The sequence below is a fragment of the Acinetobacter modestus genome, assembly GCF_014636095.1.
GTDB classification, from domain to species: Bacteria; Pseudomonadota; Gammaproteobacteria; order Pseudomonadales; family Moraxellaceae; genus Acinetobacter; species Acinetobacter modestus.
This window is the reverse complement of record NZ_BMDV01000001.1, coordinates 598124-616739: the sequence shown is the minus strand read 5'-3', so window position 1 is coordinate 616739 and position 18616 is coordinate 598124. Positions and strand designations below refer to the sequence as shown.

Below are 18616 nucleotides of genomic sequence, written 5' to 3'. Positions count from 1 at the left end.
CTATGTTGCTCAGAATTTGTAAGAATATATATGTATATTGGTTCATATCAACTGTCAAATAATTTGATTGTTGCGCCTATGGCAGGCGTAACAGATAGACCCTTTCGGACACTATGTAAATATTTTGGTGCAGGTCATGCCATAAGTGAAATGATGGCGGCTGATAAAACCTTACGTATGAGTAAGAAAAGTTTATATCGTGCAAATTTTGATGGCGAGCTCGCGCCAATTTCAGCACAAATCGCGGGTTCTGACCCAGAGCAACTCGCGGAAGCTGCTCGTTATCAAGTCGCTAACGGTGCACAAATCGTTGATATCAATATGGGTTGTCCAGCCAAAAAGGTTTGTAACAAGTTGGCAGGTTCAGCATTATTACAAGATGAAGATTTAGTAGCCCGAATTCTGGATGCTGTGGTTGCAGCGGTAGATGTGCCGGTGACTTTAAAAACCCGACTGGGATTTTTAAATGGTCATGAAAATATTTTGCGTGTGGCAAAACGTGCTGAAGAATCAGGAATTGCAGCTTTAGCCTTACATGGTCGTACGCGTGAAGATATGTATTTGAACACAGCACGTTATGAGCTGATTAAGCAGGTAAAAGAACTGATTGATATTCCATTGATTGCCAATGGTGATATTGATAGTCCTGAGAAAGCTAAATATGTACTAGACTATACTGGCGCAGACGCGATTATGATTGGACGTGCTGCACAAGGTCGACCATGGATATTTCGAGAAATAGCACATTACTTAAAAACAGGTAAACACTTGGCAGCGCCTGATATTGCTGAAGTCAAAGCTGTGCTATTAGGGCATCTATCAGAACTATATCAATTCTATGGTGAATATTCTGGTTGTCGGATTGCGCGCAAGCATATTGCTTGGTACACCAAAGGCTTACGTTCGAGTAATGAATTCCGCCAAAATATGTATAAAGTGGAAAATACTGCTGATCAGGCAAAAGTTGTAGAGGCATATTTTAATCAATTGCTTGATCTAGGGCAGCGCATGAGTGATGTTGAAGTTGAACAAGTCAATTTACTAGACATTAAATAGTGATGTGATTTTTATTCGTTTAAAAGCCTGTAATGATAAGTTTCATTACAGGCTTTCGATTATTCTAAATGTGCAGTGATTTTTTGCAGAATTTGAAAGATCACATCAAATTCACTTTGTAGAGGAGTGCTTTTACGAGTCACTAAAGCCAATGTGCGACTCGGGGCGTCTTCAATTGATTTTACTGCAATTTCTTCATTGAAATGAATCATACTGTTTTTCAAGGCAATTTCAGGTAGCAGTGTAAAGCCAAGATCTGATGACACCATTTCCACTAAAGTTGGAAGAGAGCTTGCCTTTAAGCGATGATCATTTTTGCGCTCACCCACAGGGCAGGCACTTAAGGTGTGATCTCGTAAACAATGACCTTCTTCGAGTAGCATTAGGCGAGATAAATCTAAGTCATCCAACGAGTTTGCATTTGCGGTATTATTGTCATCTTTATTATAAACAACGAATAAATTTTCTTTTGCAATTTCTGCAACTTTTAATCCACGAGTATCAAATGGAAGTGCTAGAACAATCATATCTAAATTGCCATGTTCTAGCTTTTCTACGATTTTCTCACTTTGAGCTTCGTGTAAATGAAGCTGAATCTTCGGCAGTTGTCGATGCACTTCATCAAGTAGTTGAGTCAAAATAAATGGTGCAATCGTAGGAATAATACCGAGATGTAAATCACCTGTTAATGGTTCACTCATTTCTCTACTTAGGCGCATTAAATCTTGTGCATCAGCAAGTAATACTCGTGCACGTGCAACGACTTGTTCGCCTAATGGAGTTAAACGAACGTTTTGACGATCACGCTCAACTAGGACGCCACCTAAGAGGCGCTCTAGCTCCATGATACCACCCGACAAAGTAGACTGAGTGACAAATGAACGGCGCGCAGCTTCAGTAAAATGTAAAGTTTCTGACAACGTAACTAAATACGATAGCTGTCTTAATGAGGGTAATGCAGCCATAGAGTCCTAGTGTGATGATCTAAAGTGATGAGCAAACAAACCGCTAAGTTGTGGAATGAAGTGAGCAGGAATATCATGCCCCATTCCTTGAATTAATTCAAATTTAGCACCAGAAATCGCCTTTGCAACAGCTTTCCCGTGACTTGGTGGTAATAAACGATCTTTTGAACCATGTACAACCAAAGTCGGTTGAGTAATATTTTTGTTCAATGGTAACAAAGAACCTGTACATAATATTGCTAAAAACTGTTGAAGTACACCCGCTGGGTAAAAACTACGGCGATATAGTTTACGAATGGTTTGAATTGCTTCAACTTGATTCACATAGCCTGGTGATCCAATAATATGAAATACTTTTAAACTATGATTCACAATCGCATCTTCGTCATGTGCTTCAGGTTTACCTAATAAACTGAAAAGTTGTTTTGGAAACGGAGGTGGCAGGAAGGGTTGATTATTACTTGTAAATAATAATCCGACTTTCTCAACTTTTTCTGGATATTTCGCTGCCACGATTTGGGAGATCATGCCACCCATTGAAGCGCCTATCAGATATGTTTTTTCAAGCCCCAATTGGTCGATTAACATCGAAACATCATCAGCCATATCATATAAAGTGTAAGGTGCACCTTTGTTACCAAGCCCGACGATGAAACGACTCATGAGTTTCATTGTATTGAGGCGTTTTCTTTTTTCACGAATTTTTGAAGATAAACCAATATCACGATTATCGAAACGGATAACGCGAAAGCCTTGATCAATCAATGATTTACAAAAGAAGTCAGGCCAAAACAGCATTTGAGCACCTAAACCCATAATCAATAGAATTGTTGGGTGTTCTGGATTGCCGCCCATTTCAACATGCAGTTCAATACCATTACCTAAAGTGACTTTGGTTTCTTGCATAAATGGAGCATAAGGTGACACATTAAATTGTAAAGCACTGTTCATGGCATTCATTCCGAATTGAATTCTTTTTATAGAATTAGAGTCTGCTAGAAATTCCTTTCTCAACAGACTCTAATTTAAACCTTAAACTTGTGCTGGAATCAAGTCTGGAACAAGTTTGGTTAAAGTTAAACGTTGTTTGCTTGCGGTCGCACCTAAAAGCACAAAACCTCTTAATGTGCCTTCACCATCTGCTGCTCTAGCAAGCATACCATCTTCAAACTCTTCAGTTTCCCAATTCACATCTACACCAATTGGTGCAGGTAATACAGTCAATGGTGCAGCAGGTGTTTTTACCGCAACAGGCATTGCAGGGTAGTGTACAGCAGTACTTTGCCCGCTCAGTGTTTTTGCTAATGCACGTGCTTGTTGCATGATTGGCATGACATATGGCAGTAATGTTCCATTCACTTCTGCACAGTCGCCAACAGCGTAAATATCTGCTTGATTAGTTTCAAGTAAGGTATTGGTAATAATACCGCGACTTGTTTGGATATCTGCAGCTTTTGCTAAAGATATATTTGGCTGTAAACCAATCGCTGAAAGAACGATATCTGCGATTAAAGTCTGACCTGTTGCCAAAGTCACTTCGTAATCTTCACCATCATTGATTTTTGTTACTTTTTCAACAGTGGTCGACAATGCGAATTTAATACCCGCTTGTTCTAAGTTTGTTTTAAATGCTTCAGCAACGTGATTTGGTAGCAAGCGACCAAGTGGTTGTGGTGCAAGATCAATTACTGTGACATCGTAGTTGCTATGTAATAAATCATTGGCAAATTCACAACCAATTAACCCAGCACCTAGAATTACAACGCGTTTATCTTTACGCTTTGCTAAATTTTCACGGAATGTACGGTAGTCGATCAAGGAGTTCACGACATGAATATCATCACTACCATCACCAGCAATTGCTAAACGAATTGGGTTTGCACCCACTGCAAGGACCAGTTTTGAATAAGGTTGAGTGAAAATTTCACCATTTTTTTCTAAAGTGATTTTATGTTGTTCAGCATTAATTTCTTTCACCAAGGTTTCAGCTTCAATGCGCATATTCAGTTGCGTTGCCATTTTAGCTGCATCACCTAGGGCAATTTGTTCAGGTGCTTTATTGCCTGCAAATGCATTAGATAATGTTGGTTTTGCATAATTTACCGCATCATCTGCGCAGATCATAACGAGTTCTTGTTCTGGGCTTAGTTTGCGAAACTCACGTGCAACAGTATAGCCTGCCATGCCCGATCCGATGATGACGATAGGATGCATTATATTCTCCAGTATTTCTTTCAATAAAAACAAACGATAGGAAAAAAAAGACCATGATCATGATCACGGTCTTTTAGATCTATTTAGATTTCAATCATTTCAAAATCAGCTTTTGAAACGCCGCAATCTGGGCAAGTCCAATCATCAGGGATATCTTCCCATTTAGTACCTGCTGCAATGCCGTCTTGTGGCCAACCATCTGCTTCGTCGTAAATCCACCCACAAACGATACATTGATATTTTTTCATGTGACTCTCCAAACTGATAGGTATGCTCAAATTGCCTTTCAGTAAAACTATTCCATAATGTCGCTACGATCGCTGTAATACAACAAACTTGTGTTGATCAGGAGTTAGATTTTTACGCAGAACGCCATTTAAGTAAAGTAAATGCAAGAGTTTAATCATTTATGTAAAAAGTGGAATGGCAATTTGTTCTGAAAGTCTTGTTATTTGAGCAATTACTCTAATTTTTTATAGATCTGTATATCCCTATAGCATTTTAAAAACAGTAAAAGTATAAATATAAGATGGGTGAAAAATAACCATTTAAAATTAAAAGATCAAAAATAACACCAAAATTATGGAGAAAACAAAAATGCAGACTTTATCTTACGGTATTGAAATTAAGGCTTCGAAGCAAAAAGTGTGGGAAATATTATGGCAAAAAGAAAGTTACCAAGCTTGGACACAGTTCTTTTCTTGTAGTTCAACGATGCAATCCGATTGGAAAGTAGGCGGTAAAACCTATTTCTATGATGCCAAAGGGGATGGCATGATTTCAATTATTGAGCGTTTGGATGAGCCAAATGTCATTATATTTAAGCATATTGGAATGATTCAAAATGGACATGAGGATACAGAAAGTGATGAAGTTAAAACATGGGCAGGTGCATTAGAAAAGTACATGTTGTTCGATTTAGATGACTGCACCCAAGTACATGTTGAGGTGGATATTCAACCCGAATACATTGAAATGATGAATCAAGGTTTTGAACGAGGATTGGCGATAGTTAAACAATTAGCTGAGCAATAGAAATCATTTTAAGTACATATTTATTGCAAGATAAAAGTATTATTTTCACTTTGAAATTGATAAATCTTTGCTTTTTTCACGATTGTGTGACTGAAATGGTGCGAAAATGGGCTTTGATCTGCTATTCTATGCCACTTCAATTTTACTTAAATCGAGGCAGAGATGACGCAACAAAACGCTCAATCGACTTCTGAACAAACACTTTCCGAAAACGATTTAATCGCACAGCGTCATGCCAAGTTAAAGCAAATCCAAGAGACTGCCAAACAAAGTGGCAAGAGCCCTTGGCCGAATACCTTTAAACGTGAGCACTATACAGGTGACTTACAAGAACAATTTAAAGATCAAGATAAAGCACAAATCGAAGGTGCTGAAAAAGTTTATGTAAAAGTCGCGGGTCGTGTCATGTTGAACCGTGGGTCATTTATTGTGATCCAAGATATGACAGGTCGTATCCAACTTTATGTAGATCGTAAAGGTTTGCCAGCAGACGTTTTAGAAACGATTAAAAGCCTAGATCTTGGCGATATTATTGCCGCTGAAGGTTATATCGGACGTTCTGGCAAAGGTGACTTATATGTACACCTCGAAGGATTTGAACTATTAACCAAATCACTCCGTCCGCTTCCAGATAAATTCCATGGTTTAACGGACACAGAAGCGAAATATCGCAAACGTTATTTAGATTTGATCGTCAACGAAGAAACGCGTAAGACCTTTGAAATTCGTGCCAAAGTGGTTGCAGGTATTCGTGCGTTCTTAACCAATGAACGTTTCATGGAAGTTGAAACACCAATGATGCATGTGATCCCGGGTGGTGCATCTGCAAAACCATTCGTAACACATCATAATGCATTGGATATGGAACTCTATTTGCGTATTGCGCCAGAGTTGTACTTAAAACGCCTTGTAGTAGGTGGTTTTGAGCGTGTATTTGAAATCAACCGTAACTTCCGTAACGAAGGGGTATCAACACGCCATAACCCTGAATTTACAATGATTGAGTTCTATCAAGCCTACGCTGATTATAAAGACTTGATGGCATTAACTGAGAATATGCTTGAAAAACTCGCAATTGATATTTTAGGTTCTACCGATGTGCCTTATGGTGATGAAGTGTATAGCTTCAAAGGTCCATTCAAGAAAATATCAATGTTTGATGCCATTCTTGAGCATAATCCAGACTTTACGCCAGAAAATGTAAATGATCGTGAGTTCTTGGCTAAATTTACTCAAGATGTGTTGAAAGAAAAAGTGAAGCCTGGTTTTGGTTTGGGTAAATTACAGACAATCGTGTTTGAAGAAACTGTAGAAACAAAATTACGCCAACCAACATTCATTACTGAATATCCTGCTGAAACCTCACCACTCGCTCGTCGTAATGATGATAATCCACATATTACAGATCGTTTTGAGTTCTTTATTGGTGGTCGTGAGTTAGCTAATGGTTTCTCTGAGTTAAACGATCCGATCGATCAAGCGGAACGTTTCCAAGCACAGGTTCAAGAAAAAGATGCTGGTGATGATGAAGCTATGCATTATGATGCGGACTTCATTGAAGCATTAGAATATGGTTTGCCACCTACTGCAGGCCAAGGGATTGGTATTGATCGTTTGGTTATGCTATTTGCTAATGCGCCAAGTATTCGTGATGTATTGTTATTCCCGCATATGCGCCGTAAAGATTAATTTTAAGCTGAATAAAAATAGCCACATCTAATTTGTGGCTATTTTTTTAACTGTAATTTATTGGTTATTTTGTTTGCAGTTCTTTTGCGAGTTTTTGAGCGGCTTGCATAATTTTAGGTGTTAACTCACCCATTTGTTGCTGACCAATTTTCAGACTTTTTTGCATTACAATAGGTAATTTATTAATTGTCGATTGACCAACAGGTGTTTTATAAAATTCAAGCATGCCGTTGATTTCTTCTTGGGTAAATTCTTCAACATAGAGTTGAATCATTTCAGGCTCTAATTTAGCCCAAGTAAAATCCTGTTTTACAATCTTTGCAATATCTTGATTAAAATTCTCAATGGCTTTCTTTTGTTTAGCATTGAGTTCTTGTCCTTGAGTGGCTTGTTCAATACTTGAAGCCATAATTTGGTGGACATATTGGCTTGATTGATCGATTAACTGTTCAGATTTAGTGACTTTTAATAGCTCTTTTACCGACTCTTTTGATGCTTGTTGAGCAAAAGTAGGCATGGAAATCAATGTGCCGATTATAAGGCTTAGAATAAACTTTCTCATTATCTAGTTTCAATGTTGCTATAGAAAGCCTAGATGGTACTCAGCCATCTCTTTTATTGTCAATTTCTTATTATATGTTAATAAGTGTAATTGTTTGGTTTGATGATTGAAAAAAAAGCATAAAAAAACGATGATGTGCTAATGAGTAAATTTGAGAACAGTTAGGGTATGTTTGTAAAAAAATCGCTTTATATCGCATTATTTTCGGCTATTTCAGCTACTACTTTTGCACAAGGGCTTGTATTGAATGATGCAAACTTACGCACTGACTTAAATTGGTTAAATCAGCAAGGTGTTATCCAAATCAGTACTTCAACTTGGCCGTTGAGTGGTGATGAAATTCAACGAGCTTTGTCGCAAGCAAAAGTGGCAAATAATACACAGCAAAAAGTCATCAATTCTGTAAAGAATGCACTTCAAGCCGATAATGAAACCGTAAAAGTTGGTTTGCATGCGGCTACTGATTTAAAAACTATTCCTCAAACATTTGGCGAGAATCAAAAATCACAATATCAAGTAGCCGTTGAATTTAACGCGGGTGGGGAAGGCTGGGATGCAAAACTACGTGTTAATGGAGAGAAAGATCCTTTAATTGATAATGGTCATGCTGCCAATGTTGAAGGTTCATATATTGCAGGAAAGCTTTGGAATCAATGGTTAATTGCTGGTCAAATCCCTACTTATTGGGGGCCTGGACATGATGGAAGTTTGATCCGTGGTGATGCTAGTCGTCCTGTTTATGGGGTGACTGTTCAAAGAGCAAATCAAAATGCATTTGAATCAAAATGGTTATCATGGATTGGACCTTGGCAATATCAGGCTTTTGCAGGCCAGTTAGATGATTACAAAGCTGTACCTGATGCTAAATTAATTGGTTTACGTTTAACAGCTCGTCCATTTCCAGCATTAGAAATTGGTGCTTCACGTGCCATTCAATGGGGAGGTGATGGTCGACCTGAAACTTTAAGTTCACTTTGGGATGCTATTACAGGAACAAAAGACAATGGCGGTACTGGTAAAGAAGATCCTTCTAATCAGATTGCAGGATTTGATGGTCGGTTATTTTTACAACCTTTATTGAACGTTCCAGTCAGTTTGTATGGTCAGTTTATTGGTGAAGATGAAGCTGGTGGATTACCTGCAAAATATATGTATCTCGGTGGTGCAGATTTTTCTTCAATTTATAAAGATATGCCATATCAATTATATGCAGAATGGGCTGACACGCGTACCAATGGCGAAGTAAGACGTATTTCTTATGCCCATACTATTTATAAAGACGGCTATTACCAGCACGGTTTCCCATTAGGACATGCAATTGGTGGTGATGGGCAGACATATTCTGTTGGTGGCGATATTCGTTTTGATGTGATGAATCGTCTAAGTGGACGTGTACTTTATGCCAAAGTGAATGAATCTAACTTGTTAATTAATGAGGCCTTTCCAAAACAAGATACCTTAAAAGGTTTAGATTTAACATGGACACATTATTTAAAGCCAACGATTCCATTAAAAATTAATGGTTGGGTGAGTGACTCGGATCTCAATGGTAATGATGGTGGTATTTCTGTTGGCGTTGAGATTCCATTAGAAAAAAATATGTTCCGTTTCTAATCTTAACTAAATAGATAAGAAGCCGAATTCGGCTTCTTTTTCGTTTAATTTAATTTCATGTTATTTTTAACAGTTCTTCTTCTCTTTTCGAGCTATGCATATCACAATTTTGCATATTGATATGAAAAAACAAGCTAAAGAAGCCGTTCTAAATTATTATAATGGATAAACTTTACTAGATTGCTCATTTGTCCACTAGTAAGAATATCGATATCACGAAAAATTGGAGTTGTTATGATACTCGTTCCTCCACACGGTCTTCCAAGTGGTGGTTTAATACCACTTATAGATTTTATGGGTAACATTGATAAGGGGGGATATGTACATGACTGAAAATAGATTAACTCACCTCAAGCAACTTGAGGCAGAAAGTATTCATATTATTCGTGAAGTTGCAGCTGAATTTGAAAATCCAGTGATGCTTTATTCAATTGGTAAAGATTCGGCAGTCATGCTACATCTTGCTTTGAAGGCATTTTATCCTGCTAAACTTCCTTTTCCACTCCTGCATGTAGATACAGGTTGGAAGTTTAAAGATATGATCACATTCCGTGACAACATGGCAAAAACCCATGGCTTTGATTTGATCGTACATCAGAACAAAGAAGGTCGTGATGCAGGCATTAACCCGTTTGATCATGGTAGTTCAAAATATACTGACATCATGAAAACTCAGGGTTTAAAACAAGCATTAGATAAATATCAGTTTGATGCTGCGTTTGGTGGTGCACGTCGTGATGAAGAAAAATCACGTGCGAAAGAACGTGTTTATTCATTCCGTGATACGAAGCACCGTTGGGATCCAAAAAACCAACGTCCAGAACTTTGGAATCTTTACAACGGTAAAGTGAACAAAGGTGAAAGTATCCGTGTTTTCCCTCTATCTAACTGGACTGAGTTAGATATTTGGCAGTATATCTATTTAGAAAATATTCAACTTGTTCCTCTTTACTTCTCAGCTGTACGTCCAGTTGTAGAGCGTAGCGGTACGTTGATCATGGTCGATGATGAGCGTATGCGTTTAAAGGAAGGTGAAGTTCCTCAAATGAAATCGGTACGTTTCCGTACACTTGGTTGTTACCCATTAACAGGTGCAGTTGAGTCTGAGGCGGATACATTGCCCGAAATTATCCAAGAAATGCTTTTAGCTACTAGCTCAGAGCGTCAGGGTCGTATGATTGACCATGATGAAGCTGGCTCAATGGAAAAGAAAAAGCAGGAAGGTTATTTCTAATTTCCTTAAGCAAGCCCCTCTTTTAAAAGAGAGATTTAGGGAAATTACAAAATTCGATTTCAAATTTTGTGGAGTTTTGAGCAATGTCTCATCAATCAGATCTTATTAGCCAAGATATTTTGGCATATTTAAAACAGCACGAAAATAAAGACCTTTTGCGCTTCTTGACTTGCGGTAACGTCGATGATGGTAAGTCAACGCTAATTGGTCGGTTACTTTATGATTCAAAGTTGATCTATGAAGATCAATTGCAAGCAGTAACGCGTGATAGTAAAAAAGTAGGTACAACAGGAGATGCTCCTGACCTTGCCTTGCTTGTTGATGGTTTACAAGCTGAACGCGAACAGGGGATTACAATTGATGTAGCTTACCGTTATTTTTCAACGGAAAAGCGTAAGTTCATCATTGCTGATACGCCAGGACATGAGCAATATACGCGTAACATGGCAACAGGTGCATCAACGGCTGATCTTGCGATTATTTTGATTGATGCGCGTTATGGTGTGCAAACGCAAACTCGCCGTCATACTTTTATTGCAAGTTTACTTGGTATTAAAAATATCGTTGTTGCGATCAATAAAATGGACTTGGTTGAGTTCTCTGAATCTCGCTTCAACGAAATTCAAGTTGAATATGATGCATTCTTAAGTCAGCTTAGTGAGCGTCGTCCAGAGAATATTTTATTCGTTCCGATTTCAGCATTGAATGGCGATAACGTTGTTAATCCATCTGCAAGTACGCCTTGGTACAAGGGTCAAACCTTGATGAGCATTCTTGAATCAGTGGAAATCAAGCGAGATTCGAACAAAAAAGAATTCCGTTTCCCAGTTCAGTATGTGAATCGCCCAAATCTTGATTTTCGTGGTTTTGCAGGTACGATTGCACTTGGTGAAATTAACGTTGGCGATGAAATCGTTGCTTTACCTTCAGGTAAAAAATCAACGGTTAAAGAAATTGTCACTTTCGATGGAAATCTTGAACAAGCAATTGCAGGTCAAGCGGTTACTTTAACGTTAAATGATGAAATTGATATTTCACGTGGTAATGTTTTAGTTCGTGCAGGTGAACAACCGCTTATTTCGCGTAGTGTTCGTGCATCTGTCGTATGGATGAATGAACATCCATTAGTGAAAGGTAAACTGTATAACCTTAAAATTGGTACGCAAACTGTTCCTGCAAAAGTCAGTGCAATTAATTATCGTGTCAATGTAAATACACTTGAACATACTCAAGTTGAAGAGCTTGAGCTAAATGCAATTGCAGATCTTGTAATTGAGTTTGATGCTCCAGTGGTATTTGACCAATATCAAGACAGCCGTTATACAGGTTCATTGATCTTTATTGACCGCTTAAGCAACGTTACTGTTGGTGCGGGGATGATTGAAGCAGCAGTAGAATGGACTGCGCATAGCAACCCTGTAACTGCTGAAGATCGTGCGGCACGTTTAGGTCAGAAACCTGCTGTGATCGGTGTTTCTGCACAGTTAATCGAGAATGCACAAGCTTTAGAAAGCTTATTGATTCAACAAGGTGTGGTTGCGATTGCAAAAGTTAGTTTAACGACTGAGCAAACTGCTTTATTACGTGAAACAGGTGTAGTGGTTATTACAACAACTGTTGATGGTACAGATACCGATATTAATGCTGAAACGGTTGAAGAAGCAGCTGAAAAAATCGTGGAGTTAGTTCGTCTTTAATAGATTAGACTGACTTCTAAAAGCCTGCTTATGCAGGCTTTTTTATTTTATAAATTCGAGATTTATATGTTTTAAGGTTCTTGATCCTTCGATTTAATTTCAAATAGTGATAAATATATCGAGCTGATATTTTTTTATTCTGTTTTGAAATGTCTTTTATGAGACAATAGTTCTTTGAATTATTGTCTAAGGACTCCCATGACTGAGCAAACTCCTGAATATTTAAGCGATATCGAAATTTTAGACATTTTACAGTCTATGAAAAAAGATAAGCTTGATGCAGAAGCGAACGAAATCATCCGTAATGGGGGGAAGGCCGGGCGTCAAGAAGCGCACAAGCAAGCTTTGGTTGCACTGAATACAAGTTTTGAAGATAAATTTGTAGAAGCAGTAACACTTGCATTAGGTTTAAATTCTGGACAAGCTAAAAAAATTCGTTATAAGAAAGATCGTATTCGTATTTTGAAAGTGCGAGGTATTGATTATCTCGCGATTGATGGGGCTGAAACAGCTCAAGTTCTGTCTCAGGTTGCTCAAGCAATTGTGCGTGAAGATTCAATAGTAACTCATGATCTGCATAACATCTTCCCATTTTGGAAAGAAGGATGGCCAATGGTTCAGTTCGATAATGCGTATAAAATCCTATCAGAAGACATTGCAATTCATTATCAAGCTACATTAGATCAATTAATTTCACTATATGGTGGAAATTAAATTTTCTATAAATCAAATAAATTATTATAAATAACAAGGATGTTAAATTTATGAGTTTGAATATAGAGATGCCACGTGAGGCTCTAGACGCTTTAAGAGCAGGTCAGTTGATAGATGCAATCAAAATTACTCGTGAGAAAACAGGTCTTGGGTTGAAAGAATCCAAAGACTTGGTCGAACGATATTTAAAAGAGCATCCACAAGAGCAAGCGCTAATTCAGGAACAGTTAGCCCAACGCAGTCGTGGCGGAATCCAAATCTTTATTTTGATTTTCATCATATTGGTGATTCTAGTTTGGTTTTTGACTAGATAAATTAAGCCCTTAAGAGGGCTTAATTTTTATGAGTTATTCAGTTATTGTTGAAGGCGGTTCATTTTCTAAGCTGGGAATAATTTGAGTGACCAGTAATTGATCGATTTTATAATGGTCAATATCAACTACTTCAAACTTAAAACTTGCATATTCTACTGCATCAGCTGGACGTGGAATTTTGCGTAAACGATACATGATGAAACCAGCAATCGTTTCATAATTTTCATTTTCAGGAAATTCTTCAATTTCCAATACATGTTTCACATCTTCAATTGGGGTGCTACCATCAATCAGCCATGAGTGATTATCACGCTTAATAATTTGTTGATCTTCTTCCATTGGTGTTACCCAATCACCCATCACAGTAATCATGATGTCGCTGAGAGTAATTACACCAACCACCAAGGCATATTCATTAATAACGACCGCAAATTTTTCTTTGGTTGAACGGAAGCGATCTAGTAATTCTGAAAGTGTTAATGTGTCTGGAATAATAAGAACAGTACGGATTGTTGATTCATTAAGCTGAAGGAGAGATTGATTGTTTAAGATACGAACCAAAATGTCTTTGGTATCAACATAACCAATGACTTGGTCAATTTGTTCATTACAGACTAAAAACTTGGAGTAGGGATATTCGGCTAATTTCTGACGAATACTGTTCTCATTTTCTTTTAAAGTGAAATAAACCACATTTTCACGTGTGGTCATACTTGATGGTACTGTGCGTTCTTCGAGTTCAAAAACATTCTCAATGAAGTGGTGTTCTTGTTTTTGTAGTACACCAGCTTGAGCTCCTGCATCCATAACCGCAGAAATATCATCAAACGTAATATTGTCATCACGAATGGTATTTACTTTAAATAATCGGAACAACAAGTTTGCAATTGCATTGATTCCCCAAGCTAAAGGCTTACAAATTTTGATAAAAACTTGAATCGGCTCAATAACGCGAATGGAAATTTTTTCTGGGGCGATCATTGCCAAACGTTTTGGCATTAGATCCGCGAACAAAATAAAAAGGGAAGTTACCAAAGTGAAAGATAAAGCAAAACCAATCGTTTCTAGCCAAGGGCCTACATAAAACTGTTTAAGCATTTCTACAAAAAATGGGCGAAAAGCTGCTTCACCTAAAATACCGCCTAAGATAGCAACAGCATTTAAACCGATTTGTGAGGCTGCAAAAAAGTCCGCAGATTGTTCCTGTAAATCTAAAACTTTTTGTGCTCGAATTTCACCAGATTCAGCCAAAATTTTTAATTTAACTTTTCGTGCGCCAGCAAGTGCAATTTCAGTGAGCGAGAGAAAACCTGCCGCAGTTATCAGCAGAATAATGACAATAATATTTTGGAAGAGACTCACACATCACCTGTGGTTCATCGTTTATTATGGATATGTTGTAACATAAAAAAAGAAGAGAGGTAATTGGGTATTACCTCAGTATAACAATTTTGCTTATGAAACAAGCATATCCGTAGAGGAAATCATATTATTACAAAGCAATATTTTAGTATTGTGAAAATTGTGAATTATTTAAAAGAAACTCACGATTTTCTTCTTCGATCATTTGGCGTGCTACAAAGAGGATAAGTTGTCTTAACCAACGATGTGCAGGATGATGGTGTAGCAATGGACACCAAGCCATTTTAAGCTCAAATTCTGGAATGTAAAATGGTGGGTCTTTAATAAGAAGACGAGGATTTTGTGCTTGCAAACGTGCCATACGTGTTGGCAATGTTGCAATCAGATCAACATTTTGCGCTAAAAGTGCAGGCATTTGATAGTGGCGAGTAAACACGGAAATTTTACGACGCTGACCAATTCGTTCCAAAGCTTGGTCAATCCAACCGAGTCCTGCTTGTTTATCTGGATTTACGCCAAAGCCAACACCCATACCTGTTTTAGAAACCCAAATATGTTGAGCATCTAAATAGCTTTTAAGGTTGAGATGGGTTACAGCAGGGTGTTTATCATTTAAAATACAGCTAAAACTATCGCGCCATACCAAAACTTGATGGAAGCTTTGCGGGATTTCATTGAAGCGGTTAATGGCTAGATCAACTTTGCCTTGCTCCATATCTCGATAAGAGACATCACTTGGAGTTAAGAAGTCCAGTACAACATTTGGCGCTTCAGAGCGAAGTGCTTTTACAAGACGCGGTACGAGCGTTGCTTCAGCATAATCGGAAGTCATTATGCGAAAAACGCGCGTACTGGTATAAGGTCTAAATTCGGTACGTGGTTCGAGAATCATCGACAAATCTGATAATGCATCACGAATACGTGGTTGTAATTCGAGTGCACGCTCAGTTGGTGTCATGCCTTCAGAAGAACGAATGAGTAGAGGGTCGTTAAATAAATTACGTAAGCGACGTAAAATATTACTCATTGCGGGTTGAGTGACACCCAGTTGTTCTGCAGCACGTGTGACATTTTTTTCACGAAGAAGTACATCAAGATAAATCAATAAATTGAGATCAACCCGCTCCAGATTCATAAAAAAAATACCGAAAATAAAATTTTTGAATTGTGATGAATTATGACATAACTAAAGCCGTTTGTGTAACTTAAAACGAGATAAAAGGTATAGCAAATAGTTGAATGGTTTGGTCTTATTAAACTTGAATAAGCTTATAACAGATTCATTATCATGAGGAAATGATATTCAATATATAAAAACACGATGGCCATTTCTGCATTTATTCGCTTTATTCATTCATATGTTTTGGTATTGGATAGTTGTTTTAAATGTATAGAAATAATACGAGTTAGATTGTTTAATGAATAATTTATGATGAATTTTATTTTTAAAAATATTTATATATCAAAGTCTTGGTTTATTGTTTTGAATATTCTATATCGTTTTATCTGTATATTTCATAAATAAATACTGAAAATTAACCAAGAATATTGGATTAATCTGTTTGCACAGACTAAGCTGTGCAATATGTTGATGAAGTGCTTAAAATCTAGACTATAAAAGCATGGTTTTTTGCGATCATTCGATGCCAATCCTCAAAAGGAATATATCATGTCTACATATTTAACAGCGATTGATGCAATTCGCGAATTAAAAGCAAAATTCGGCAACACTTGGCGCGATATTAGCCCAGAAGATGCTGCTCGTATGCAAATGCAAAACCGTTTCAAAACTGGTTTAGATATTGCTAAATATACAGCTGCGATTATGCGTCGTGATATGGCTGCTTATGATGCTGACTCTAGCAAATATACTCAATCATTAGGTTGCTGGCACGGTTTCATCGCTCAACAAAAAATGATTGCGAACAAAAAATACTTCGGTACTACTGAACGTCGCTATATCTACCTTTCTGGTTGGATGGTTGCTGCACTTCGTTCAGAATTTGGTCCACTTCCTGACCAATCTATGCACGAAAAAACTTCTGTTCCTGCATTAATCGAAGAAATCTATACTTTCTTACGTCAAGCTGACGCGAAAGAATTAAACGATTTATTCCGCGCTCTTAAAAAAGCTCAAGAAGCTGGTGACACTGCTAAAGCTGCTGAAATCACTGCTCAAATCGATGGTTTCCAAACTCACGTTGTGCCAATTATTGCTGACATCGACGCTGGTTTCGGTAACGAAGAAGCGACTTACTTACTTGCTAAGAAAATGATCGAAGCTGGTGCTTGTGCGCTTCAAATCGAAAACCAAGTATCTGATGCGAAACAATGTGGTCACCAAGCTGGTAAAGTAACTGTTCCGCACGAAGACTTCATCGCTAAAATCCATGCATTACGTTATGCATTCTTAGAAATGGGTCTTGATGACGGTATCATCGTTGCGCGTACTGACTCTGAAGGCGCTGACTTGACTCAAAAAATCCCAGTGGTTAAAGAGCCAGGCGACATCGCTTCTCAATACATCAGCTACTTAGAAACAACTGAAATTGACATTGCTGATGCTCAAGAAGATGAAATCTTGATCAAACGTAATGGTAAATTACACCGTCCTAAGCGTTTAGCTTCTGGTTTATATCAGTTCCGTGCTGACACTCAAATTGACCGTGTTGTACTTGACTGTGTATCTAGCCTTCAAAATGGTGCTGACCTTCTTTGGATCGAAACTGCGACTCCAAACGTTGAAGAAATCGCTCACATGGTTAACCGTGTACGTGAAACAGTTCCAAATGCTAAGCTTGTTTATAACAACAGCCCATCATTCAACTGGACATTAAACTTCCGTCAACAAGCTTACGATCGTTGGGTTGCTGAAGGTAAAGACGTTTCTGCTTACGACCGTGCTAAATTAATGAGCGCTGAGTACGATGCTACTGAATTAGCTGCTGATGCAGACGCTAAGATCCGTACATTCCAAGCAGATGCTGCTCGTGAAGCTGGTGTGTTCCATCACTTGATCACACTTCCGACTTACCACACTGCTGCTCTTTCTACTCATGAGCTTGCACAAGGTTACTTCGGTTCTGAAGGTATGTTGGCTTATGTTGCTGGCGTACAACGTAAAGAAATCCGTGGCGGTATTGCTTGTGTTAAACACCAAGCAATGGCTGGTTCGGACATCGGTGATGATCACAAAGAAATCTTCTCTGGTGACAACGCTCTTAAAGCGCACGATGATGCTAAAAACACAATGAACCAATTCGCTGCTCACTAAGCCTCGATTGATTCAAAAAAACCCTGCTTAAGCAGGGTTTTTTATTTTAATCATAAAAATGCTCGCAACAGCGAGCATTTAAAATTTAAAAAGATTATTCAGCTTCTTTTTTGAGTTGATATTTATCAGCCAAATCACCAGTAATTTCTTTACCATCCATATCTAATGCTTTTAAATAACCCTCAGCAACAAAATATTTACGGCTATCACCAGCTTTATCTAATTCAATAATAGATGAATTTTTGCTATCGAATTGGAAATTACCCTTGCTTTCAAATGGTTTGCCATCACCCTTACCAAGATACGTTTCTTTAATCTCATAAGTTTTATCTGAATTAAGTTCTAGTTCGGTTTTAATACCTTCACAATCTGCACAAGGGAGTATGCCTTTATATGTGCCATTCCAATCTAATGCATTTTCAGCAGTATGTGCAGTATCAGCTACAGTTGCTTCTGATACAGCTTCAGTTGTAGCTGGTGTTTGCTCTTCAACTTTTTTATTTTCAGTTTTACTACAAGCGACTAATACAAGAGAAGCTAGAGAAATTGCAATAATTGACTTTTTCATTTGGTATTAAACTCTTTTTTGAAAATATTGTTATTTAAACTATGGGATTTTAAGGAGAAAGGGTAGTGACAGTATGTAAGAGTTATTTAACCTTTGGTAAATCTATAAATGGCAGAATTTAAATTTATTATTTAACCTACTTATTGCAAAGTATTAAAATTTTAGAAAACAGTAAATTTTAAATATAAAAAAGCCTTTATCATTAGATAAAGGCTTTTTAAATTTTGGAGCGGGAAACGAGACTCGAACTCGCGACCCCAACCTTGGCAAGGTTATGCTCTACCAACTGAGCTATTCCCGCAATAGGACGCATTATAG

Annotated in this window: 17 protein-coding genes and 1 tRNA gene; 9 read left to right on the top strand and 9 right to left on the bottom strand. The window is 37.7% G+C overall.

Annotation, left to right across the window (positions count from 1 at the left end; translation table 11 throughout):
* The first annotated feature begins 30 nt into the window (after positions 1 to 30).
* Complete coding sequence (gene dusB / locus IEV17_RS02820) at positions 31 to 1056, top strand: tRNA dihydrouridine synthase DusB (RefSeq protein ID WP_004663063.1); 1026 nt, start codon at positions 31 to 33, stop codon at positions 1054 to 1056.
* 59 nt (positions 1057 to 1115) lie between these two features.
* Here the strand turns inward: dusB and oxyR are convergent, their stop codons facing one another.
* The 4 genes from oxyR to rubA all read right to left on the bottom strand — a co-directional run bounded on the left by oxyR (position 1116) and on the right by rubA (position 4483).
* The gene (oxyR, locus tag IEV17_RS02815; protein WP_004663062.1) at positions 1116 to 2021 is read right to left on the bottom strand and encodes a LysR family transcriptional regulator OxyR; all 906 of its coding nucleotides are present in this window, start codon (positions 2019 to 2021) and stop codon (positions 1116 to 1118) included.
* Positions 2022 to 2027: 6 nt separating this feature from the next.
* Complete coding sequence (estB, locus tag IEV17_RS02810; protein WP_004663061.1) at positions 2028 to 2972, bottom strand: esterase EstB; 945 nt, start codon at positions 2970 to 2972, stop codon at positions 2028 to 2030.
* An 81-nt stretch (positions 2973 to 3053) separates the two neighbouring features.
* The gene (gene rubB, locus IEV17_RS02805) at positions 3054 to 4235 is read right to left on the bottom strand and encodes a rubredoxin reductase RubB (protein WP_004663060.1); all 1182 of its coding nucleotides are present in this window, start codon (positions 4233 to 4235) and stop codon (positions 3054 to 3056) included.
* Positions 4236 to 4318: 83 nt separating this feature from the next.
* The gene (gene rubA, locus IEV17_RS02800; protein ID WP_004663059.1) at positions 4319 to 4483 is read right to left on the bottom strand and encodes a rubredoxin RubA; all 165 of its coding nucleotides are present in this window, start codon (positions 4481 to 4483) and stop codon (positions 4319 to 4321) included.
* A gap of 349 nt (positions 4484 to 4832) precedes the next feature.
* Between rubA and IEV17_RS02795 the strand changes: the two genes are divergently transcribed.
* Complete coding sequence (locus IEV17_RS02795; protein WP_004663058.1) at positions 4833 to 5270, top strand: SRPBCC family protein; 438 nt, start codon at positions 4833 to 4835, stop codon at positions 5268 to 5270.
* A gap of 162 nt (positions 5271 to 5432) precedes the next feature.
* Entirely contained in the window at positions 5433 to 6959 is a 1527-nt protein-coding gene (gene lysS / locus IEV17_RS02790) for a lysine--tRNA ligase (RefSeq protein WP_004663057.1), read from the top strand.
* 64 nt (positions 6960 to 7023) lie between these two features.
* Here the strand turns inward: lysS and IEV17_RS02785 are convergent, their stop codons facing one another.
* On the bottom strand, positions 7024 to 7521 hold the full coding sequence (locus IEV17_RS02785; protein WP_034601559.1) for a DUF2059 domain-containing protein: 498 nt from the start codon (positions 7519 to 7521) through the stop codon (positions 7024 to 7026).
* Positions 7522 to 7689: 168 nt separating this feature from the next.
* On the opposite strand from IEV17_RS02785, the gene IEV17_RS02780 reads away from it, so the two are divergent.
* From IEV17_RS02780 to IEV17_RS02760, 5 genes are all read left to right on the top strand, one after another.
* Entirely contained in the window at positions 7690 to 9135 is a 1446-nt protein-coding gene (locus IEV17_RS02780; RefSeq protein WP_004663055.1) for a capsule assembly Wzi family protein, read from the top strand.
* A 325-nt stretch (positions 9136 to 9460) separates the two neighbouring features.
* Complete coding sequence (gene cysD / locus IEV17_RS02775) at positions 9461 to 10369, top strand: sulfate adenylyltransferase subunit CysD (RefSeq protein ID WP_004663051.1); 909 nt, start codon at positions 9461 to 9463, stop codon at positions 10367 to 10369.
* An 83-nt stretch (positions 10370 to 10452) separates the two neighbouring features.
* Positions 10453 to 12066, top strand: a complete 1614-nt coding sequence (gene cysN, locus IEV17_RS02770) for a sulfate adenylyltransferase subunit CysN (protein ID WP_004663050.1) — start codon at positions 10453 to 10455, stop codon at positions 12064 to 12066.
* A 198-nt stretch (positions 12067 to 12264) separates the two neighbouring features.
* Positions 12265 to 12780 carry a hypothetical protein gene (locus IEV17_RS02765; RefSeq protein WP_004663047.1) on the top strand — a complete coding sequence of 172 codons (516 nt, stop codon included), beginning with the start codon at positions 12265 to 12267 and terminating at the stop codon, positions 12778 to 12780.
* A gap of 50 nt (positions 12781 to 12830) precedes the next feature.
* The gene (locus tag IEV17_RS02760) at positions 12831 to 13094 is read left to right on the top strand and encodes a ribosomal protein L7/L12 (RefSeq protein WP_004663044.1); all 264 of its coding nucleotides are present in this window, start codon (positions 12831 to 12833) and stop codon (positions 13092 to 13094) included.
* Between the two features lie 33 nt (positions 13095 to 13127).
* Here IEV17_RS02760 and paeA read toward each other — a convergent pair whose 3' ends face one another.
* Both paeA and IEV17_RS02750 read right to left on the bottom strand, forming a co-directional pair.
* Positions 13128 to 14456, bottom strand: a complete 1329-nt coding sequence (paeA, locus tag IEV17_RS02755; protein ID WP_004663041.1) for a polyamine export protein PaeA — start codon at positions 14454 to 14456, stop codon at positions 13128 to 13130.
* A 145-nt stretch (positions 14457 to 14601) separates the two neighbouring features.
* Positions 14602 to 15591, bottom strand: a complete 990-nt coding sequence (locus tag IEV17_RS02750) for a LysR family transcriptional regulator (RefSeq protein WP_004663040.1) — start codon at positions 15589 to 15591, stop codon at positions 14602 to 14604.
* 534 nt (positions 15592 to 16125) lie between these two features.
* Between IEV17_RS02750 and IEV17_RS02745 the strand changes: the two genes are divergently transcribed.
* Entirely contained in the window at positions 16126 to 17730 is a 1605-nt protein-coding gene (locus IEV17_RS02745) for an isocitrate lyase (RefSeq protein ID WP_004663037.1), read from the top strand.
* Between the two features lie 94 nt (positions 17731 to 17824).
* Here the strand turns inward: IEV17_RS02745 and IEV17_RS02740 are convergent, their stop codons facing one another.
* The gene (locus IEV17_RS02740; RefSeq protein ID WP_004663035.1) at positions 17825 to 18298 is read right to left on the bottom strand and encodes a copper resistance protein NlpE; all 474 of its coding nucleotides are present in this window, start codon (positions 18296 to 18298) and stop codon (positions 17825 to 17827) included.
* A 225-nt stretch (positions 18299 to 18523) separates the two neighbouring features.
* A tRNA-Gly gene (locus IEV17_RS02735) sits at positions 18524 to 18599 on the bottom strand.
* Between the last annotated feature and the right edge of the window lie 17 nt (positions 18600 to 18616).

Bases quoted from the DNA above. Each gene is read 5' to 3' on its own strand.
- rubA (WP_004663059.1), bottom strand. From the start codon at position 4,483: ATGAAAAAATATCAATGTATCGTTTGTGGGTGGATTTACGACGAAGCA.
- IEV17_RS02745 (WP_004663037.1), top strand. From the start codon at position 16,126: ATGTCTACATATTTAACAGCGATTGATGCAATTCGCGAATTAAAAGCA.
- IEV17_RS02765 (WP_004663047.1), top strand. From the start codon at position 12,265: ATGACTGAGCAAACTCCTGAATATTTAAGCGATATCGAAATTTTAGAC.
- cysN (WP_004663050.1), top strand. From the start codon at position 10,453: ATGTCTCATCAATCAGATCTTATTAGCCAAGATATTTTGGCATATTTA.
- IEV17_RS02785 (WP_034601559.1), bottom strand. From the start codon at position 7,521: ATGAGAAAGTTTATTCTAAGCCTTATAATCGGCACATTGATTTCCATG.
- lysS (WP_004663057.1), top strand. From the start codon at position 5,433: ATGACGCAACAAAACGCTCAATCGACTTCTGAACAAACACTTTCCGAA.
- IEV17_RS02760 (WP_004663044.1), top strand. From the start codon at position 12,831: ATGAGTTTGAATATAGAGATGCCACGTGAGGCTCTAGACGCTTTAAGA.
- cysD (WP_004663051.1), top strand. From the start codon at position 9,461: ATGACTGAAAATAGATTAACTCACCTCAAGCAACTTGAGGCAGAAAGT.
- IEV17_RS02750 (WP_004663040.1), bottom strand. From the start codon at position 15,591: ATGAATCTGGAGCGGGTTGATCTCAATTTATTGATTTATCTTGATGTA.
- IEV17_RS02740 (WP_004663035.1), bottom strand. From the start codon at position 18,298: ATGAAAAAGTCAATTATTGCAATTTCTCTAGCTTCTCTTGTATTAGTC.
- estB (WP_004663061.1), bottom strand. From the start codon at position 2,972: ATGAACAGTGCTTTACAATTTAATGTGTCACCTTATGCTCCATTTATG.
- rubB (WP_004663060.1), bottom strand. From the start codon at position 4,235: ATGCATCCTATCGTCATCATCGGATCGGGCATGGCAGGCTATACTGTT.
- IEV17_RS02780 (WP_004663055.1), top strand. From the start codon at position 7,690: ATGTTTGTAAAAAAATCGCTTTATATCGCATTATTTTCGGCTATTTCA.
- IEV17_RS02795 (WP_004663058.1), top strand. From the start codon at position 4,833: ATGCAGACTTTATCTTACGGTATTGAAATTAAGGCTTCGAAGCAAAAA.
- oxyR (WP_004663062.1), bottom strand. From the start codon at position 2,021: ATGGCTGCATTACCCTCATTAAGACAGCTATCGTATTTAGTTACGTTG.
- dusB (WP_004663063.1), top strand. From the start codon at position 31: ATGTATATTGGTTCATATCAACTGTCAAATAATTTGATTGTTGCGCCT.